Here is an 18,316-nt window from a genome sequence, read left to right as displayed (position 1 = left end):
AGGCGGAACCGCTCGATAGCGGTTCCGCCTTTTTCATGCAGCCTGGTGCCTTGGATCGGCGCTAAACTCAGTGCGCCGCCGCGGCTGCGGCACCGGCGTCACCACCCGCGCGTTCCGGCTTGGTGATCCAGATCAGCGCAATCAACGCGACGAAGATGCCGGCGGAAACAAAGAACAGATCGTTCACGCCCAACTGCGCGGCTTGCTGTGTGGCCATCGTGTTGAAGAGTCCATATGCCTGCGGCTGACTGAACCCCGCCGCACCCATCTGCCGGATCGATTGATCGAACACGGGGTTGTACGCATTCGCCTGTTCCGACAACTGCGCGTGATGCATGATGGTCCGGTGATCCCATGCGGTCTGGAAGATCGAGGTGCCGATCCCGCCGCACATGATTCGCACGAAGTTCGACAAACCCGACGCGGCCGGAATCCGGTTGCCCGGCAAACCCGACAGCGTGATCGACACCAGCGGGATAAAGAACCCGGCCATGCCGATGCCTTGAATCAGCGTCGGCAGCAGCAGCGAATAGGTATCGACGCCGGTCGTATAACGCGAGCGCATCCAGAAGCACAGCGCGAACACGAGGAATGACAGGGTCGCGATATAGCGCGGATCGGTCCGCGGCAACACCTTGCCGGTGATCGGCGACAGCAGCACCGCGAACAGGCCCACCGGCGCCATCACCAGACCGGCTTCGGTTGCGGTGTAGCCGATGTCGGTTTGCAGCCACAGCGGCAACAACACGAGATTGCCGAAATAGAGTCCGTAGCCGATCGAAAGCGCGACCGTGCCGCCTGTGAAATTGCGCCGGCTGAAGAGCGACAGGTCGACCACCGGATGCTCGGCCGTCAATTCCCATACGATGAAGAACGCGAGCGCAATCACTGCGACCAGCGCCAGAACGACGATGGTGGTCGACGAGAACCAGTCGAGATCCTTGCCCTTATCGAGCATCACCTGCAACGAGCCGACCCAGACGATCAGCAGGCCGAGACCGACGCCGTCGATCGGCGCCTTTTTGACGACCGAGTCGCGGTTGCGGAAGATCATCCATGTCGCCACCGCGGCAATCGCGCCGACTGGAATGTTGACGTAAAAAATCCATGGCCACGAGATATTGTCTGAGATCCAGCCGCCGAGAATCGGCCCGGCCACCGGCGCAATCAGCGTGGTCATCGCCCACATCGACAGAGCCATGGGCGCCTTGGCGCGCGGATAGCTGGCGAGCAGCAGCGTTTGCGACAGCGGAATCATCGGGCCGGCCACCGCGCCTTGCAGTACGCGCGAGGCGAGCAGAAAGGGCAGGGTGGGCGCGAGGCCGCACATCCACGACGAGATCACGAACAGCACGATCGACGCCATGAACAGGCGCACCTGGCCGACGCGGTCGGTGAGCCAGCCGGTCAGCGGCACGGAAATCGCGTTGGCGACCGCGAACGACGTGATCACCCACGTACCCTGATCGGACGACACACCGAGGTCGCCCGAAATCGACGGGATCGACACGTTCGCAATCGACGTGTCGAGCACGTTCATGAACACGGCGAGCGACACCGCGATGGTGCCGATCACCAGTTGCGCGCCCTCGAGCGGCGGGTGAGGGACTTGCGCCTGAGCCTGAGCCATTAAAAAAGCCTTGTATGAATCGTGGCGAGGCTTACATCAGCTTCGCAGCGGGCTTCGCGCCAGTCTGGGCCGACTTCTGCGAGCCGGTGTTCGGGCCCGCGTTTTCCGAAATGATGCGGGCGATTTCCGCGTCGGCTTCGTCGCCGTACTTTTCGAACACGCTGGTTTGATAAACCGTGTTCGGCGCCTGGCCGAGCTGGCCGCCTTCATCGTTCTTGATGGTCACGTCGGCTTGCATCGACAGGCCGATGCGCAGCGGGTGCTTCTCGAGTTCCTGCGGGTCGAGCGCGATCCGCACCGGCAGACGCTGCACCACCTTGATCCAGTTGCCGGTCGCGTTCTGCGCGGGCAGCAGCGAGAAGGCCGAACCCGTGCCGGCCGAGAAGCCGACCACCTTGCCGTGGTACACCACCGACGAGCCGTACACGTCGGCCGTCAGGTCGACCGGCTGACCGATGCGCATATGCTTCAGCTGCACTTCCTTGAAGTTCGCGTCGACCCACACGCCGCCCAGCGGCACGATCGCCATCAGCGGGGTGCCCGGCGAGACGCGCTGGCCGACCTGCACCGAGCGTTTCGCGACGTAGCCCGTGACCGGCGCCGGCAGGTTGTTACGCGCGTTGTTCAGGTACGCGTCGCGGACCTTCGCGGCGGCGGCCTGGACGTTCGGGTGATTCGCGATCGTCGTGTTGGCGGTCAGCGCGCGGTTCGACGCCAGTTGCTGCTGGGCGGCGTCGACGGCGGCCTGCGCGCTCTTCACGGCGTCGCGGGCGTGCGAGATTTCTTCCTGCGACACGGCGCCCGTTTGCGCGACCGTCAGTCGGCGCTTCAGGTCGTCCTGGGCGCGTGACAGATCGGACTGGCGCACGGCGACTTGCGCCTGGTATTGATTGTCGTCGGCGAACAGGCCGCGCACCTGGCGCACCGTCTGCGCGAGATTCGCTTCGGCTTGTTCGAGCGCGACGCGCGCGTCGGCCGGATCGAGCACGACGAGCGGGTCGCCGGCCTTCACGGTTTGCGTGTCGTCCGCGTTCACCGCGACCACCGTACCGGTGACTTGCGGCGTGATCTGCACGACGTTGCCGTTCACATACGCGTCGTCGGTGTCCTCATGGAAGCGCGCGACGAGGAAGTAATACAGGCCGTAGGCGATCGCGGCGATCAGGATCACGCTGACGAGCAGCGTCATCATGCGCTTGCGTTTGCCGTTGTTCGCCGGTTGTGCGGGGGGCGCGGGTTGCTGGGGGGTGCTCATTGATGTGCTCCGGGTTCTCTCAAGCGTCGTCGTTTATGCGGATGTTCGGGCGAGTATGCGTCGCGTCGATGTGGCTTCAGTTTGCGGCGGCGGTCGCGGCCGTCGCCGAGGCCGGGGCGTCGGCCGGCACCACGAGGCCGGTCTGCGTCGCGTCGAAACCGCCGCCGAGCGCCTTGATGAGGCCGATCTGCATGCCACGGCGGCGCATCGTCAGGCTCGTCACCGTCTGTTCGGCGGCAAGGCGGTTCTGGTCGGCGGTCAGCACCTGCAACTGCGGCGACAAACCGGCCTTATAACGGATCACGGCGAGCTGATACGCCTTGGTCGACGCGTCGAGCGCGCGTTGGGCGTCGCCCGATTGCTGGTCGATCGAACGGATCGACGACACCTGCGTGGCGACGTCCGACAGCGAGCTGATCAGCGTCTGGTTGTAGTTCGCCACGTCGAGGTCGAAATCGGCATAACGGCCCTTCAACTGCGAGCGCAGCGCGCCGGCGTCGAAGATCGGCAGGTGGATGGCGGGACCGAATTGCATCTGACGGCTGCCCGATTTCAGGAAGCGGCCCCAGCCGAACGCGTCGAAACCGAAGCCGGCCGCGAGATTCACGTCCGGGAAGAATTCGGCTTTTGCTTCCTTCACGTCGTGCATTGCCGCTTCGACCTGCCAGCGCGCGGCGACGATATCGGCGCGGCGCGCCACGAGGTCGGCCGGCAGGTTGTTCGGCAACGCCACGGCGTTGCCGGTGGTCAGCACCGGCTGGGCGATTTGCAGGCCGCGATCCGGGCCTTTGCCGAGCAGCGCGCCCAGCTGATAACGCACCACCGTGATCTGGCCGTCGAGGTCGGTCAAATTCGACTGGCTGGTCGCGATGTTGCCGTTCGCGGTTTGCCGCTCGACGTTGGTGTCGAGACCGGCGATGACACGCCCGTCGGTAATCCGGCCGATGTCCTGGCGGTTGGCGATCTCACGCTGCGCGATGTCGCGGAACGCATACAGCTGCGCGAGCTGGTTATAGGTGCTCGCCACCGACGCGGCGAGCGTCACGCGCGCCTGCTGCATGTCGGCCTCCGCGGCCTTTTCCTGCGATACGGCCTGGCCCAGGCGCTGGCGATTCTTGCCCCACAGGTCCAGATCCCATGACGCGCTGGCCAGCACGTTGTTTTCGCTATACCAGGCGCCGCCGTACGGAGGCGGGTAGAGCGCGTTGCCGGAGAACAGCTCGCGGGTCCACGAATAGCTGCCGTTGACCTTCGGGTACAGCGCCGAGCGCGAGCTGTCGATGTACGAGGAGGCCTTCGCGAGGCGCGCCTGCGCCTGAGCGATCGACGGGTTGCCGTCGAGCGCTTCCGCGATCAGCTTGGGCAGCTGCGGGTCGCCAAACTGGTTGGCCCAGTCGAGCGACGGCCACTGGCCATTCTCGCCGGGCAGGCTCTGGGTGGACTCGTACTGAGCCGGCGACGCGATCTGCTTGTCGCTCTTCATACCGAAGTAGTTCGCGCACCCCGTAAGGGCGAGCGCCGTCACCGCGGCGGCGACAGCGGCCCGGCTCGACAGCGCGGGCGCGGACAGGGAAAGGGATTTCATCGCTCGACTCTTTGAATGTGAGTGTAATGATGGACACAGCAAGCAATTTCTTACGACTTGCTGTCAAAATTGCTTGCTGTATCACGGGTTAGCCCCGTTTGTTCGCCGGAATTGATGAGCACACGGCGCAGCATGCTCTTCAGGAAACCCACTTCCTCGGGGGTGAAACCGCCTAGCAGACTGTCCAGCACGCCGTTGAAAATCGCCGGCATTTTTGCCGCGATCGCGTGACCTTCCGGCGTCAACGCAAGCCGGACGGCACGCCGGTCCTCGTTGCTGCGCACCCGTGTCAGCAATCCGCGCTTTTCCAACCGGTCGATCAGGCGCGTGACCGCGCTTGCGTCGATGCCATATTCGCGCGCCAATTCGGCCGCCAGCAGACATTTGCCGCTGGCCACCATGAACAGGATGCTGCCTTGCTGGCTGGTGATGCCGAGTTCGGCCATGCTGCGTTGGGTGACCAGATTGGACAGGGTCGATTTCACCCGCGAGATCAGATAGCCGACGCTTTCGCCGAGCTGGTACTCGCTGAGGTCCGGCGCGGGGGTAGGGGACAGCTCCGTCATGATTCTCGTGCGAATGCAATGGTTGACTAGGCAGGATTATAGAGGCCGGTTGATTGACGCGGCAAGCGTTATTACAGCTTAGGCAAGGAACTTTTGCCGCTCAAGGCATAAAGCGTGGGGGTTGCATAGGGTTCGGCTGACGTGTGGCGGGTGCTAATCTGATGCACCGTCGCGTGGAAGGCGCCAGGTCCATCAGGGAATACCAGAAACCTTCATTAGCGCGTGCTATAATATTGGGTTCCCAAAAGTGCGCTTTGGGCTTGTCGTGGTTTATATAAGCAACCGGCGCACTCCCAACTGTCTCCAGGTTTCCTATGACCCGCGCCCTACGCAACATCGCCATCATTGCCCACGTCGACCACGGCAAGACTACGCTCGTCGACCAGCTCCTCCGCCAGACCGCAACGTTCCGTGAGAACCAGCAGATCGCCGAGCGCGTGATGGACTCGAACGACATCGAAAAGGAACGTGGCATCACGATTCTTTCCAAGAACTGTGCGGTCGAGTACGAAGGCACGCACATCAACATCGTCGACACCCCGGGCCACGCCGACTTCGGCGGTGAAGTGGAGCGCGTGCTGTCGATGGTCGACTCCGTGCTGCTGCTGGTGGACGCGGTCGAAGGCCCGATGCCGCAAACGCGTTTCGTGACCAAGAAAGCGCTGGCGCTCGGCCTCAAGCCGATCGTCGTGATCAACAAGGTGGACCGGCCGGGCGCGCGGATCGACTGGGTGATCAACCAGACATTCGACCTGTTCGACAAGCTGGGCGCAACCGACGAGCAACTCGACTTCCCGATCGTCTACGCATCGGGTCTGAATGGTTATGCAGGTTTGACCCCGGACGTGCGCGAAGGCGACATGCGTCCCCTGTTCGAAGCCGTGCTGAAGCACGTGCCGGTGCGTCCGGCCGATCCGGAAGGCCCGCTGCAACTGCAGATCACGTCGCTGGATTACTCGTCGTACGTCGGCCGTATCGGCGTGGGCCGCATCACGCGTGGCCGTATCAAGCCGGGCATGCAAGTGGCCGTCCGTTTGGGCCCGGACGGCGCAATCCTGAACCGCAAGATCAACCAGGTGCTGTCGTTCAAGGGCCTCGAGCGCGTGCAGGTCGAATCGGCTGAAGCCGGCGACATCGTGCTGATCAACGGTATTGAAGAAATCGGTATCGGCGTGACCATCTGCTCGCCGGAGCAACCGGAAGCGCTGCCGATGATCACCGTCGACGAACCGACGCTGACCATGAACTTCCTCGTGAATTCGTCGCCGCTGGCCGGCCGCGAAGGCAAGTTCGTCACGAGCCGTCAGATCCGCGACCGCCTGATGAAGGAACTGAACCACAACGTCGCGCTGCGCGTGAAGGAAACCGGCGACGAAACCACGTTCGAAGTGGCGGGCCGCGGCGAGCTGCACCTGACCATTCTCGTGGAAAACATGCGTCGTGAAGGTTACGAGCTGGCCGTGTCGCGTCCGCGCGTGGTGATGCAGGAAGTCGACGGCGTGAGGCACGAGCCGTACGAAAACCTGACCGTCGACATGGAAGACGGCCACCAGGGCGGCGTGATGGAAGAGTTGGGCCGCCGCAAGGGCGAAATGCTCGACATGGCGTCGGATGGCCGCGGCCGTACGCGTCTCGAATATCGTATTTCGGCACGTGGCCTGATCGGTTTCCAGTCGGAATTCCTCACGCTGACGCGCGGCACGGGCCTGATGAGCCACACGTTCGACTCGTACCAACCGGTCAAGGAAGGCGCGGTCGGCGAGCGTCGCAACGGCGTGCTGATTTCGCAGGACGACGGTGCGGCAGTCGCCTACGCGCTGTGGAAGCTGCAGGATCGCGGCCGTATGTTCGTGTCGCCGGGTGAGCCGCTGTATGAAGGCATGATCATCGGCATTCACAGCCGCGACAACGACCTGGTCGTGAATCCGATCAAGGGCAAGCAGCTGACCAACGTGCGTTCGTCGGGTACGGACGAAGCGGTGCGCCTCGTGCCGCCAATCCAGATGTCGCTGGAATACGCGGTCGAGTTCATCGACGACGATGAGCTGGTCGAAGTCACGCCGCAATCGATTCGTCTGCGCAAGCGCCACCTGAAGGAGCACGAGCGCCGCAGCGCGAGCCGTAAGGGCGCAGTGGACTGATAAGTAGCAGCGCGCCGCGATTTGCGGTCGATGTCGGCAAAAGCCACCTTCGGGTGGCTTTTGCCGTTTCTGCGTCCCAACATGACTGATGCGCCGTTGGTCGCGGCTTATCTTCCGTTGGTGGCTGTTTGTCCCCATTTGCTGCAGAAGACCGTTGCAAGAACTGGAAACTAGCCAGAAAGCCCGTCCTGGCAAGGCTCGAGCGACAATCCGTCTGCTATCTGGACTATCCGTTATGTGATATGCTCCCCGGGTGCAAAGTTTTAGGTCCTTCCAAGCAAGACTTGATTCGCGCAATCCGCTAAACGGTCAGGCCGTGTCGCGGAAGGTTCTGTAACCCGCTATTTCTCGAGAAACTCGAAGAAAGGTGAGCGTAAAAATGATGAAGCAATTCCAGTCGAACTCTTATCTGTTCGGCGGCAATGCTCCGTACGTAGAAGAAATGTACGAAGCGTATCTCGATAATCCGGCGTCAGTGCCCGAGAACTGGCGCAGCTATTTCGATGCGTTGCAGAACGTCCCTGCATCGGATGGCAGCAATGTCAACGACGTGGCCCACGGCCCGATCGTCGAATCGTTTGCTCAACGGGCCAAGGCCAACGCCTTCATCCCGCGCACGGCGGCCGGCGGCGAAGATCTCGCTACCGCACGCAAGCAGGTTTATGTGCAGTCCCTCATCGGCGCATATCGCTTCCTCGGCTCGCAATGGGCCAATCTCGATCCTCTGAAGCGCCGCGAACGTCCCGCTATCCCCGAACTTGAACCCGCGTTCTACGACTTCACTGAAGCCGACATGGACCAGGAATTCAGCGCCACGAATCTGTATTTCGGGTTCGAGCGCGCGTCGCTGCGCGAGATCGTCAAGGCGTTGCGTGACACGTACTGCGGCACGATCGGCGCCGAGTACATGTACCTGAGCGATCCGGAACAGAAGCGCTGGTGGAAAGAGAAGCTCGAGTCGATCCGTTCGACGCCGAATTTCTCCAATGAAAAGAAAAAGCACATCCTGAATCGCCTGACGGCCGCTGAAGGCCTCGAGCGCTTCCTGCACACCAAGTACGTTGGCCAGAAACGCTTCTCGCTCGAAGGCGGCGAAAGCTTCATCGCGTCGATGGACGAAGTCGTGCGTCATGGCGGCGCCAACGGCGTGCAGGAAATCGTCATCGGTATGGCTCACCGTGGCCGTCTGAACGTGCTGGTCAATACGCTCGGCAAGATGCCGGCGGACCTGTTCGCCGAATTCGAAGGCAAGCACGTCGACGACCTGCCGGCTGGCGACGTGAAGTACCACAAGGGTTTCTCGTCGGACGTCTCGACCGAAGGCGGCCCGGTTCACCTGTCGCTCGCGTTCAATCCGTCGCACCTCGAAATCGTCAACCCGGTGGTCGAAGGCTCGGCCAAGGCCCGGATGGACCGTCGCGGCGACGACAGCGGCCTGCAAGTGCTGCCGGTGCAGATCCACGGCGACGCGGCTTTCGCCGGCCAGGGCGTCGTGATGGAAACGCTGAACCTCGCGCAAACGCGCGGTTACGGCACGCACGGCACGCTGCACATCGTCATCAACAACCAGATCGGTTTCACGACGTCGGACCCGCGCGACTCGCGCTCCACGTTGTACTGCTCGGACGTCGTCAAGATGATCGAAGCGCCGGTGCTGCACGTGAACGGCGACGATCCCGAAGCGGTAGTGCTGGCTACGCAGCTCGCGATCGACTTCCGGATGCAGTTCCATAAGGACGTCGTCGTCGACATCGTCTGCTTCCGTAAGCTGGGTCACAACGAGCAGGACACGCCGGCGGTCACGCAGCCGCTGATGTACAAGACGATTGCGAAGCATCCGGGCACGCGCGCGCTGTACGCTGAAAAGCTGGCGCAACAAGGCGTGATCACGGCGCAAGACGGGGAAGAGTACGTCAAGGCGTACCGCAAGGCGATGGACGAAGGCCATCACACGATCGATCCGGTGCTCTCGAACTACAAGAGCAAGTATGCGGTCGACTGGGTCCCGTTCCTGAACCGCAAGTGGACCGACGCAGCCGACACGGCTGTGCCGCTCGCGGAACTGAAGCGCCTCGCAGAGCGCGTCACCACGATCCCGGAAAACTTCAAGGTTCACCCGCTGGTCGAGCGCGTCATCAACGACCGTCGCGCGATGGGCCGTGGCGAAGCGAAGCTCGACTGGGGCATGGGCGAACACCTCGCATTCGCGTCGCTGGTCGCATCGGGCTATGCCGTGCGCCTGACCGGCCAGGATTCGGGCCGCGGCACGTTCACGCACCGTCACGCAGTGCTGCATGATCAGAACCGCGAACGCTGGAACGACGGCACCTACGTGCCGCTGCAGAACATCGCCGAAGGTCAGGCGAAGTTCACGGTGATCGACTCGGTGCTGTCGGAAGAAGCGGTGCTGGGCTTCGAATACGGTTACTCGACCGCTGAACCGAATACGTTCGTCGCGTGGGAAGCGCAGTTCGGCGACTTCGTGAACGGCGCGCAAGTCGTGATCGACCAGTTCATCTCGTCGGGCGAAGTGAAGTGGGGCCGCGTCTCGGGTCTCACGATGCTGCTGCCGCACGGTTACGAAGGTCAGGGTCCGGAGCACTCGTCGGCACGTATCGAGCGTTTCCTGCAACTGTGCGCAGATCACAACATGCAGGTCGTTCAGCCGACCACGCCGGCGCAGATTTTCCACCTGCTGCGCCGTCAGATGATCCGTCTGTTCCGCAAGCCGCTGATCGTCGCTACGCCGAAGTCGCTGCTGCGTCACAAGGAAGCCGTGTCGGATCTGTCGGAGCTGGCGAAGGGTTCGTTCCAGCCGGTCATCGGCGAAGTGGACGAAGCCATCGACGCGAAGAAGGTCAAGCGCGTGCTGGTGTGCTCGGGCCGCGTGTACTACGACCTCGTCGCGCATCGCCGCGAAGCGAAGGCAAACGACGTCGCGATCATCCGTATCGAACAGCTCTATCCGTTCGCGCATAAGCAGTTCGAAGCGGAAATGAAGAAGTACGACAACACGACCGAAGTGGTCTGGGTGCAGGACGAGCCGCAGAATCAGGGCCCGTGGTTCTACATCGAGCACCACCTGAAGGAAGGCATGAAGGACGGGCAGAAGCTGGCATACAGCGGCCGTCCGGCTTCGGCCTCGCCGGCAGTCGGCTACTACGCGAAACACTACGAGCAGCAGAAGGCGCTGGTCGAAGGCGCTTTCGGCCGTCTCAAGAGCTCGTCGATCGCTAAATAAACACAAGAGCCGAACCGGGAAAGCGCGTTGCGCTTTCCCGTGCCGCGTCTAGTGAGCAATTTGATGGTTCATTAGCGGCATTCGAGGTTCGCAGACGGTCGTCCGGTCGTTGATAACCGCGCCGTCACCCGATACGTATTCAGGATATTCATAATGGCTATTGTTGAAGTCAAGGTTCCCCAGCTCTCCGAGTCGGTCTCGGAAGCCACGATGCTGCAGTGGAAGAAGAAGCCCGGCGAGGCTGTTGCTCAAGACGAAATTCTCATCGAAATCGAGACCGACAAGGTCGTGCTCGAAGTGCCGGCACCGGCTGCTGGCGTGCTCGCGCAAGTTATCGCGAACGACGGCGACACCGTCGTCGCCGATCAAGTGATCGCGAAGATCGACACCGAAGGCAAGGCAGGCGCTGCTGCTGTCGAAGCCGAAGTGAAGCCGGCACCTGTTGCCGCACCGGCACCGGCTCCTGCCGCTCAAGCCGCATCCGCAACGGGCGCGAACACTGCTGCTTCGCCGGCTGCCGGCAAGCTGATGGCCGAAAAGGGCCTGTCCGCTGGCGACGTCGCCGGCTCGGGCCGCGACGGCCGCATCACCAAGGGCGACGTGCTGACCGCCGGCGCTCCTGCTGCGAAACCTGCTGCACCGGCACCGGCTGCCGCACCGAAGGCTGCCAGGCCGTCGCTGCCGGACGTCAAGGCGCCGGCATCGGCCGAGCAGTGGCTGAAGGACCGCCCCGAACAACGCGTGCCGATGTCGCGTCTGCGTGCGCGTATCGCCGAGCGTCTGCTCGAGTCACAACAAACCAACGCCATCCTCACCACGTTCAACGAAGTGAACATGGCGCCGGTGATGGACCTGCGCAACAAGTACAAAGACAAGTTCGAGAAGGAACACGGCGTGAAGCTCGGCTTCATGTCGTTCTTCGTCAAGGCGGCTGTGCACGCGCTGAAGAAGTTCCCGCTCGTGAACGCGTCGATCGACGGTAATGACATCGTCTATCACGGCTACTTCGACATCGGTATCGCTGTCGGTTCGCCGCGCGGTCTGGTGGTGCCGATCCTGCGCAATGCGGATCAACTGAGCCTCGCCGAAATCGAGAAGAAGATCGCCGAATTCGGCCAGAAGGCGAAGGACGGCAAGCTGTCGATCGAAGAAATGACCGGCGGCACGTTCTCCATCTCGAACGGTGGTGTGTTCGGCTCGATGCTGTCGACCCCGATCATCAACCCGCCGCAATCCGCCATTCTGGGCGTGCACGCCACCAAGGAACGCGCTGTGGTCGAAAACGGCCAGATCGTGATCCGCCCGATGAACTACCTGGCGCTGTCGTACGACCATCGGATCATCGACGGTCGCGAAGCGGTGCTGTCGCTGGTCGCGATGAAGGACGCGCTGGAAGACCCGGCTCGCCTGCTGCTCGACTTGTAATCACGGCGTCTGTCGCGATTCAGGTAGTACGTCTCCAGCATTCCGCAGTACAGGAACGACGCGCGCCACGAAACGTGGCTGCGCGCCGTTCCGTCATAAAAAAAGGATTGTCATGTCCAAAGAATTTGACGTCGTCGTGATCGGCGCCGGCCCCGGCGGCTACATCGCCGCAATCCGCGCAGCGCAGCTCGGCAAGACCGTCGCATGTATCGAAAAATGGAAGAACCCGGCCGGCGCGCTGAAGCTCGGCGGCACGTGCCTGAACGTGGGTTGTATTCCGTCGAAGGCGCTGCTCGCGTCGTCGGAAGAATTTGAAAACGCGCAACACCACCTCGCCGATCACGGTATCAACGTGTCGGACGTGAAGCTCGACATCTCGAAGATGGTGGCCCGCAAGGAAGGCATCGTCGAAAAGATGACCAAGGGCATCGAGTTCCTGTTCCGCAAGAACAAGATCACGTGGCTCAAGGGTCACGGCAAGTTCACCGGCAAGACGGGCGCCGGCGTGCAGATCGAAGTGAGCGGCGAAGGTGAAACCGAAGTCGTCACGGCGAAGAATGTGATCATCGCGACGGGCTCGAAGGCGCGTCACCTGCCGAACGTGCCGGTCGACAACAAGATCGTGTCCGACAACGAAGGCGCACTGAGCTTCGACACCGTGCCGAAGAAACTCGCCGTGATCGGCGCAGGCGTGATCGGTCTGGAACTGGGCTCGGTGTGGCGCCGTCTGGGCGCGGAAGTGACCGTGCTCGAAGCGCTGCCGGAATTCCTCGGCTCAGCCGATCAGGCGCTGGCGAAGGAAGCCGCCAAGCAGTTCAGGAAGCAAGGTCTGGACATCCACGTGGGCGTGACGGTCGGCGAAGTGACGACGACCGGCAACAGCGTCGCGCTGAACTACACGGACAAGGACGGCAATGCGCAGACGCTCGAAGCCGACCGCCTGATCGTGTCGATCGGCCGCGTGCCGAACACCGACAACCTCGGCCTCGAAGCGATCGGCCTGAAGGCCAATGAACGCGGTTTCATCGACGTCGACGACCACTGCGCGACGGCGGTGCCGAACGTGTACGCGATCGGCGACGTGGTGCGCGGCCCGATGCTCGCGCACAAGGCCGAAGATGAAGGCGTGCTGGTTGCCGAAATCATCGACGGTCAGAAGCCGCATATCGACTACAACTGCATTCCGTGGGTGATCTACACCGAACCGGAAATCGCGTGGGTCGGCAAGACCGAGCAGCAACTGAAGGCTGAAGGCCGCGAAGTCAAGACGGGCCAGTTCCCGTTCATGGCGAACGGCCGCGCGCTGGGCATCAACAAGGCGGATGGTTTCGTCAAGATGATCGCCGACGCGAAGACCGACGAACTGCTCGGCGTGCACATCATCTCGGCGAACGCATCGGACCTGATCGCGGAAGCCGTGGTGGCGATGGAATTCAAGGCGGCGTCGGAAGACATCGGCCGTATTTGCCATCCGCACCCGTCGCTGTCCGAAGTCATGCGCGAAGCGGCCTTGGCCGTCGACAAGCGCGCGCTGAACATGTAACCAGCGCACGCCTGACGGATCGCAGCACTCCAGCATCACCACGAAGGCGGGCGGGTTCACTCCCTCCCGCCTTTCTTTTTGCAGCAACACGATGAACGTCACCGAATACTACGAAAAAGAACTGCAGACGCGGGGTTATCAATCGGACCCGGCGCAACGCGCGGCGGTCGACCGTCTGCAGCGGTGCTATGAAGAGTGGGTCGAGTACAAATCGCGCCGCTCGAACGCGTTCAAGAAACTGATCATCCGCCCGGATCTGCCGCGCGGCGTGTACATGTGGGGCGGCGTAGGGCGGGGCAAGAGCTTCCTGATGGACAGCTTCTACATGATCGTGCCGGTGCAGCGCAAAACGCGGCTGCATTTCCACGAATTCATGCGCGAAGTGCATCGCGAACTGGAAGAACTGAAAGGCCAGGCCGACCCGCTCGACGAACTCGCGCGCCGTATCGCAAAGCGCTATCGGCTGATCTGTTTCGACGAATTCCACGTGTCGGATATCGCTGACGCGATGATCCTGTACCGTCTGCTCGACAAGCTGTTCGAGAACGGCGTGCAATTCGTGATGACGTCCAATTACGATCCGGACACGCTGTATCCGGACGGCCTGCATCGCGACCGCATGCTGCCGGCCATCGAACTCATCAAGGCGAAGCTCGACGTGGTCAACGTCGATGCGGGCATCGACTACCGGCAGCGCACGCTGGCCCAGGTCGAGGTGTATCACTCGCCGCTCGGCGCGGCGGCGGACAAGGCCCTGCGCGGCGCGTACTCGCGTCTGGCCGCGGTGCCCGACGAAAGCCCGATTCTGCACATCGAGAAGCGCGAGTTGAAGGCGCTGCGCAAGGCGGACGGCGTCGTGTGGTTCGATTTCGCGACCCTGTGCGGCGGTCCGCGCTCGCAGAACGACTACCTGGAACTGGCGAGCCGTTTTCACGCGGTGATCCTGTCCGGCGTGCCGCAGATGTCGGCGCGCATGGCTTCGGAAGCGCGCCGCTTCACATGGCTGATCGACGTGTTCTATGACCACAAGGTCAAGCTGCTGGTGTCCGCGGCGGTGCCACCCGAACAACTGTACGTCGACGGTCCGATGGCCAACGAGTTCACGCGCACGGTGTCGCGCATCGTCGAAATGCAATCGAAGGAATATCTCGACGCGCCGCGGCGGATCGTCGACACGTCGCTGACCTGAGGGTTCGTCTCATCCTCGCGGCGGCGCTTTTGCGATGGATCACGGTCCGCTTGCCAAAGAGGCGGCGTCTAAAGGCGTATTTTCAAGATTCAGACTGATCTTATATTCCGTCCGGAGACGACTGGGTATCTTCTTTGTCATGGTTCTGACAAAGGAGAAACCATGAATCCATACCGTGATATCAATGATGAAGAATGGCAACGCGTCTCACCGTTGCTCCCTGAATTGCGTCCGCGCTCCGAACTGCGTGGCCGGCCGTTGGCCAATACGCGCTCGGTGCTCAACGGCGTGCTGTGGGTGATGTATAGCGGCGCGACCTGGTCGGCCATGCCGCGCAAATACCCGTCGTATCAAACCTGCCATCGCCGCTTCAAGGCATGGTACGAGTCCGGCGTGCTCAAGCGTGTGGCGGATCAGTTGTTCGGCGCCGCAAGCGAAGAACTGTGCAGCCTGATGGAAGCGCGCATGCGTACGCATGTCAGCCAGGAAGAGAAGAGCGCACAGGCAGGCTCGGCTCCGGTCACAGCACCCGCGGCGTACAGCCGCGCATCAGCCAAACCTGTACTGCCTTCGCCGTTCGCGTATGTGTCGCCCTTCAAGCACGCTGCATGACGACGCGAACGAATCGAATCACATCAAGCGAAAAAAACGGCCGAACGATAGTGATCGTCGGCCGGTTCTTCTGACTCTCTCCTGACAGCAGTGGCGGCCCGCTGGTGACCCATCCCGGCACGTCAGGCGTTCATGCCTGATCTACGCGCGGACTATTGCTGACGTACCCACGTCTGCGAGCGGCCAAGCAGCGATACGCCGATATAGCCGCGCACCACCAGCTTGCTCCCGCCATCTTCCAGGTGCATCTTGCACTTGTAGACCTTGCCGTTTTCCGGGTCGAGAATCTGCCCGTGATCCCAGCCGTCGCCGTCCTTTTTCATATCGTTGATGATCGTCATGCCGAGAATCAATTGATCCTTGCGCTCGTCGGTACATGCCGTGCAGCGGCGATCCGGCTGGTCGTTCGCGCCCAATCCCTTGATCACCTTGCCGTTGAGCGAGCCGGCGCCGTCCTGGCTGATCTGAACGAGCGCCTTGGGCTGGCCGCTATGATCGTCGATGGTTTGCCAGGTGCCGACCGCGCTGTCGGCCTGCGCCATCGCGGTGACGGTGCTGGCGAGCAGCACGCCGGCGACGGCGGCATGTTTGGCGGTGCGGACCACAATTGCGCGGGCGCGTTGAGTGAATTGCGTCATGTCTTCCTCCTTGATGAAAATCGGCGCGATCATGGTCGCGCGGCGTTATTGGCATCGCGGGCCATCGTCGACGATAGGCGGCCTCGATGCCTCGTGCTGCCTCTCAGGTTTCACTTCGGCTGCATCGGTTGAAACGCGCGGGGCGAACAACGTCAGCGCAGAATACGTGAAAGTGCGCGCGCCGTTTGATAGTGGAACCTCTAATCAGAACGCGGCATTTTTCGTCGTCAGTTCAGCTGGTAGGAAAACGTCGCATTGATGCGCGGACTGCGTGACGCGCTTTCGTGCCTTATTTCTTCCTCGTGGGCAAACGCAACGTAACGGCGACTGCGACGGCGCTGGCATCCAACATCGATTCGTTCTCCCTCGGTACCGGCATTGCGACGATCAACACGCAGCAGTCGGCGCTGCTCAACGCGATCCTCGGCGGATTGTTGAACACCAGCGTGTCGCTCAGCGTGGGCGATATTCAAAGTCTTGCGACCGCGCATATCAAGATTGAGGATTTGATGGTGGCGCTGGGCGCTTGAGCCTGTCAGAATTTTAGTGTGCCGAGGTCATGAGACGATAACGGAAACAACGTCCTATGACCGAAGCAGCTGTGACTAAGAAGATCAAGAACCCGAAGGCGCCGAAGCTGTTCCCCGATGAACTGATCGATCAACTGCTGGCGCAGATTCAGAACAAGGATGCGGAGTCGGTTCTCGGCGAATCGGGCCTGGCCGGGCAACTGAAGAAACAACTGGCTGAGCGCATGCTGGCGGCGGAGCTAACGCATCACCTGGAGAACGAGGCGGAGCAAGGCAAGGCCGGCAACCACCGCAACGGCACGAGCCGCAAGACGGTCATCACGCCCAACGGCGAACTGAATCTGGACATTCCGCGTGACCGGCAGGCGACATTCGAGCCGCAACTGGTGGGCAAATATCAGCGCCGGCTGCCGGGCTTCGACGATCACGTCATCAGCATGTACGCGCGCGGCATGAGCGTGCGCGAGATCCAGGGCCATTTGCTGGAACTGTATGGCCTGCAGGTGTCGCCCGATCTGATTTCGACTGTCACCGATGAGGTGCTGGCCGAGGTCGAACAGTGGCAGCAACGCCCGCTTGAGGCGATGTATCCGATCGTGTATTTCGACGCACTTCGGCTGAAGATCCGCGACGAAGGCACGGTCAGGAACAAGGCGGTGTATCTGGCGCTGGGCATTCGCGCCGACGGCCGCAAGGAAGTGCTGGGTTTGTGGATCGAGCAAACCGAGGGAGCCAAGTTCTGGCTGAAGGTCTTCAACGAACTGAAGAACCGTGGCTTGCACGACATCCTGATCGCCGTCGTCGATGGCTTGCGCGGTTTCCCCGAGGCGATCGAGGCGGTCTATCCGGCCGCCCAGATCCAGACGTGCATCGTGCACCTGATCCGCAATTCGCTGAATCTGGCGAGCTGGAAGGACCGTAAGCCGCTGGCAACCGCGCTCAAGCCGATCTATCAGGCTGCCACGGCCGAAGCGGCGGCAGTCGCCCTGCAAGCCTTCTCTCAAGGCGAGTGGGGGCGCAAATTCCCCACCGTGGCCGCGATGTGGCAGCGCCAATGGGAGCAAGTCATCCCGTTCTTCGCCTATCCGCCGGAAGTACGCAAGATCATATACACGACCAACGCGATCGAGAGCATGCATATGCAGCTGCGAAAGATCGTCAAGAACCGCGGTCACTTCCCCAGCGACGAAGCCGCCAGCAAACTGCTGTACCTGGCCTTGCGCAACATCGAAAAGGATTGGAAGATGCCACCTATTACCTGGCGGCAAGCAGTCAATCAGTTCGCCATTCTGTTCGGCGAGCGCTTCACCGCCGCCATCAGCTGAGATTTTTAACCGACCTCAGCACACAAAATTCCTGACACCTCCGGGCGCTTCGACAGTCCAGGGCTTGCTCGGCATGACAGTTCAGTCGATTGTGAAAGCACCAAAGCAGCTACCACGGCCACGACTCAGGTTGCGCCGGGTATTGCATCGGTCTGCCTCGGCGCAAACTCGTCCTGTGGCGGATCGATCAATGAAGCATCGGTTTCGACGGCGATACTCGGTGCAAACGTGCAGGTGGCCAATGTCGTACTGAACGGCATCGGTCCATTGCAACTCGCCCCTGGCACAACCACGCCGCTGGTATTCGATGGCTCGTCCGGCAGCTTCGACGCGACCGGGAGCGCCAATTCCAACGCGATCGGCAGCGACGCCCCCGTTCTGACCACGCAATTGCTTGCGGCATTGCCCGGCGCATTGGACGTCTCGCTTCGTAACCATTTAGTCGATCTGTCCGCGCTCCTTTCACCCATTCTTTCCGGCGTAGCGAACGCCTTGACGCCCTTGCTTCAACCCGTCTTCTCCCTGCTCGATACAGTCCTCGTCCCGACACTCTCGCTGTTGGGCGTACAAGTCAGCACCGCCACAGTCCACAACATGTCGCTGACATGCGGCGTCTCGCAACTGGTCTACTAGCGT

13 protein-coding genes and 1 pseudogene are annotated in these 18,316 nt (G+C 61.9%); 9 read left to right on the top strand and 5 right to left on the bottom strand.

Annotation, left to right across the window (positions count from 1 at the left end):
- Window positions 1-67: 67 nt before the first annotated feature.
- The 4 genes and pseudogenes from AC07WT_RS12255 to AC07WT_RS12240 all read right to left on the bottom strand — a co-directional run.
- A pseudogene (locus tag AC07WT_RS12255) lies at window positions 68-1,639 on the bottom strand (DHA2 family efflux MFS transporter permease subunit); the annotation flags it as partial.
- 22 nt (window positions 1,640-1,661) lie between these two features.
- Window positions 1,662-2,885, bottom strand: a complete 1,224-nt coding sequence (locus AC07WT_RS12250; RefSeq protein WP_492591641.1) for an EmrA/EmrK family multidrug efflux transporter periplasmic adaptor subunit — start codon at window positions 2,883-2,885, stop codon at window positions 1,662-1,664.
- A 76-nt stretch (window positions 2,886-2,961) separates the two neighbouring features.
- Complete coding sequence (locus tag AC07WT_RS12245; RefSeq protein ID WP_494947296.1) at window positions 2,962-4,470, bottom strand: efflux transporter outer membrane subunit; 1,509 nt, start codon at window positions 4,468-4,470, stop codon at window positions 2,962-2,964.
- A gap of 50 nt (window positions 4,471-4,520) precedes the next feature.
- Window positions 4,521-5,036 (bottom strand): MarR family winged helix-turn-helix transcriptional regulator, encoded by a 516-nt coding sequence (locus AC07WT_RS12240; RefSeq protein WP_494947295.1) that lies wholly within the window; start codon window positions 5,034-5,036, stop codon window positions 4,521-4,523.
- A 314-nt stretch (window positions 5,037-5,350) separates the two neighbouring features.
- Here AC07WT_RS12240 and typA point away from each other — a divergent pair, with 314 nt between their 5' ends.
- From typA to AC07WT_RS12210, 6 genes are all read left to right on the top strand, one after another.
- Window positions 5,351-7,177, top strand: coding sequence for a translational GTPase TypA (gene typA, locus AC07WT_RS12235; RefSeq protein WP_492591638.1), 1,827 nt, complete (start codon window positions 5,351-5,353; stop codon window positions 7,175-7,177).
- Window positions 7,178-7,556: 379 nt separating this feature from the next.
- Complete coding sequence (locus AC07WT_RS12230) at window positions 7,557-10,418, top strand: 2-oxoglutarate dehydrogenase E1 component (protein WP_494947294.1); 2,862 nt, start codon at window positions 7,557-7,559, stop codon at window positions 10,416-10,418.
- A 153-nt stretch (window positions 10,419-10,571) separates the two neighbouring features.
- Complete coding sequence (gene odhB, locus AC07WT_RS12225; protein ID WP_494947293.1) at window positions 10,572-11,843, top strand: 2-oxoglutarate dehydrogenase complex dihydrolipoyllysine-residue succinyltransferase; 1,272 nt, start codon at window positions 10,572-10,574, stop codon at window positions 11,841-11,843.
- A 112-nt stretch (window positions 11,844-11,955) separates the two neighbouring features.
- Window positions 11,956-13,386, top strand: coding sequence for a dihydrolipoyl dehydrogenase (lpdA, locus tag AC07WT_RS12220; RefSeq protein WP_494947292.1), 1,431 nt, complete (start codon window positions 11,956-11,958; stop codon window positions 13,384-13,386).
- A 91-nt stretch (window positions 13,387-13,477) separates the two neighbouring features.
- Entirely contained in the window at window positions 13,478-14,575 is a 1,098-nt protein-coding gene (gene zapE / locus AC07WT_RS12215; RefSeq protein ID WP_492591634.1) for a cell division protein ZapE, read from the top strand.
- A gap of 162 nt (window positions 14,576-14,737) precedes the next feature.
- Window positions 14,738-15,187 carry a transposase gene (locus AC07WT_RS12210; RefSeq protein WP_494947291.1) on the top strand — a complete coding sequence of 150 codons (450 nt, stop codon included), beginning with the start codon at window positions 14,738-14,740 and terminating at the stop codon, window positions 15,185-15,187.
- A 152-nt stretch (window positions 15,188-15,339) separates the two neighbouring features.
- On the opposite strand, the gene AC07WT_RS12205 is transcribed toward AC07WT_RS12210, so the two are convergent.
- Window positions 15,340-15,825: a DUF2147 domain-containing protein gene (locus tag AC07WT_RS12205; protein WP_494947290.1), complete on the bottom strand. Its 486-nt coding sequence runs from the start codon at window positions 15,823-15,825 to the stop codon at window positions 15,340-15,342.
- 302 nt (window positions 15,826-16,127) lie between these two features.
- Between AC07WT_RS12205 and AC07WT_RS12200 the strand changes: the two genes are divergently transcribed.
- From AC07WT_RS12200 to AC07WT_RS12190, 3 genes are all read left to right on the top strand, one after another.
- Window positions 16,128-16,355, top strand: a complete 228-nt coding sequence (locus AC07WT_RS12200; RefSeq protein WP_494947289.1) for a hypothetical protein — start codon at window positions 16,128-16,130, stop codon at window positions 16,353-16,355.
- Between the two features lie 56 nt (window positions 16,356-16,411).
- Window positions 16,412-17,680: an IS256 family transposase gene (locus AC07WT_RS12195; RefSeq protein ID WP_494947288.1), complete on the top strand. Its 1,269-nt coding sequence runs from the start codon at window positions 16,412-16,414 to the stop codon at window positions 17,678-17,680.
- A 228-nt stretch (window positions 17,681-17,908) separates the two neighbouring features.
- On the top strand, window positions 17,909-18,313 hold the full coding sequence (locus AC07WT_RS12190) for a hypothetical protein (protein WP_494947287.1): 405 nt from the start codon (window positions 17,909-17,911) through the stop codon (window positions 18,311-18,313).
- Window positions 18,314-18,316: the final 3 nt, after the last annotated feature.

Source organism: Paraburkholderia sp. GW821-FHT02A12, assembly GCF_059422005.1.
Note: the sequence above shows the minus strand (reverse complement) of the source record. Positions and strands in the feature narration are given on the sequence as shown.

Excerpts from the sequence above, each read along its gene's own strand:
- lpdA (WP_494947292.1), top strand. The coding sequence starts at position 11,956 with ATGTCCAAAGAATTTGACGTCGTCGTGATCGGCGCCGGCCCCGGCGGC.
- odhB (WP_494947293.1), top strand. The coding sequence starts at position 10,572 with ATGGCTATTGTTGAAGTCAAGGTTCCCCAGCTCTCCGAGTCGGTCTCG.
- zapE (WP_492591634.1), top strand. The coding sequence starts at position 13,478 with ATGAACGTCACCGAATACTACGAAAAAGAACTGCAGACGCGGGGTTAT.
- AC07WT_RS12210 (WP_494947291.1), top strand. The coding sequence starts at position 14,738 with ATGAATCCATACCGTGATATCAATGATGAAGAATGGCAACGCGTCTCA.
- typA (WP_492591638.1), top strand. The coding sequence starts at position 5,351 with ATGACCCGCGCCCTACGCAACATCGCCATCATTGCCCACGTCGACCAC.
- AC07WT_RS12245 (WP_494947296.1), bottom strand. The coding sequence starts at position 4,470 with ATGAAATCCCTTTCCCTGTCCGCGCCCGCGCTGTCGAGCCGGGCCGCT.
- AC07WT_RS12195 (WP_494947288.1), top strand. The coding sequence starts at position 16,412 with ATGACCGAAGCAGCTGTGACTAAGAAGATCAAGAACCCGAAGGCGCCG.
- AC07WT_RS12240 (WP_494947295.1), bottom strand. The coding sequence starts at position 5,036 with ATGACGGAGCTGTCCCCTACCCCCGCGCCGGACCTCAGCGAGTACCAG.
- AC07WT_RS12250 (WP_492591641.1), bottom strand. The coding sequence starts at position 2,885 with ATGAGCACCCCCCAGCAACCCGCGCCCCCCGCACAACCGGCGAACAAC.
- AC07WT_RS12205 (WP_494947290.1), bottom strand. The coding sequence starts at position 15,825 with ATGACGCAATTCACTCAACGCGCCCGCGCAATTGTGGTCCGCACCGCC.
- AC07WT_RS12230 (WP_494947294.1), top strand. The coding sequence starts at position 7,557 with ATGATGAAGCAATTCCAGTCGAACTCTTATCTGTTCGGCGGCAATGCT.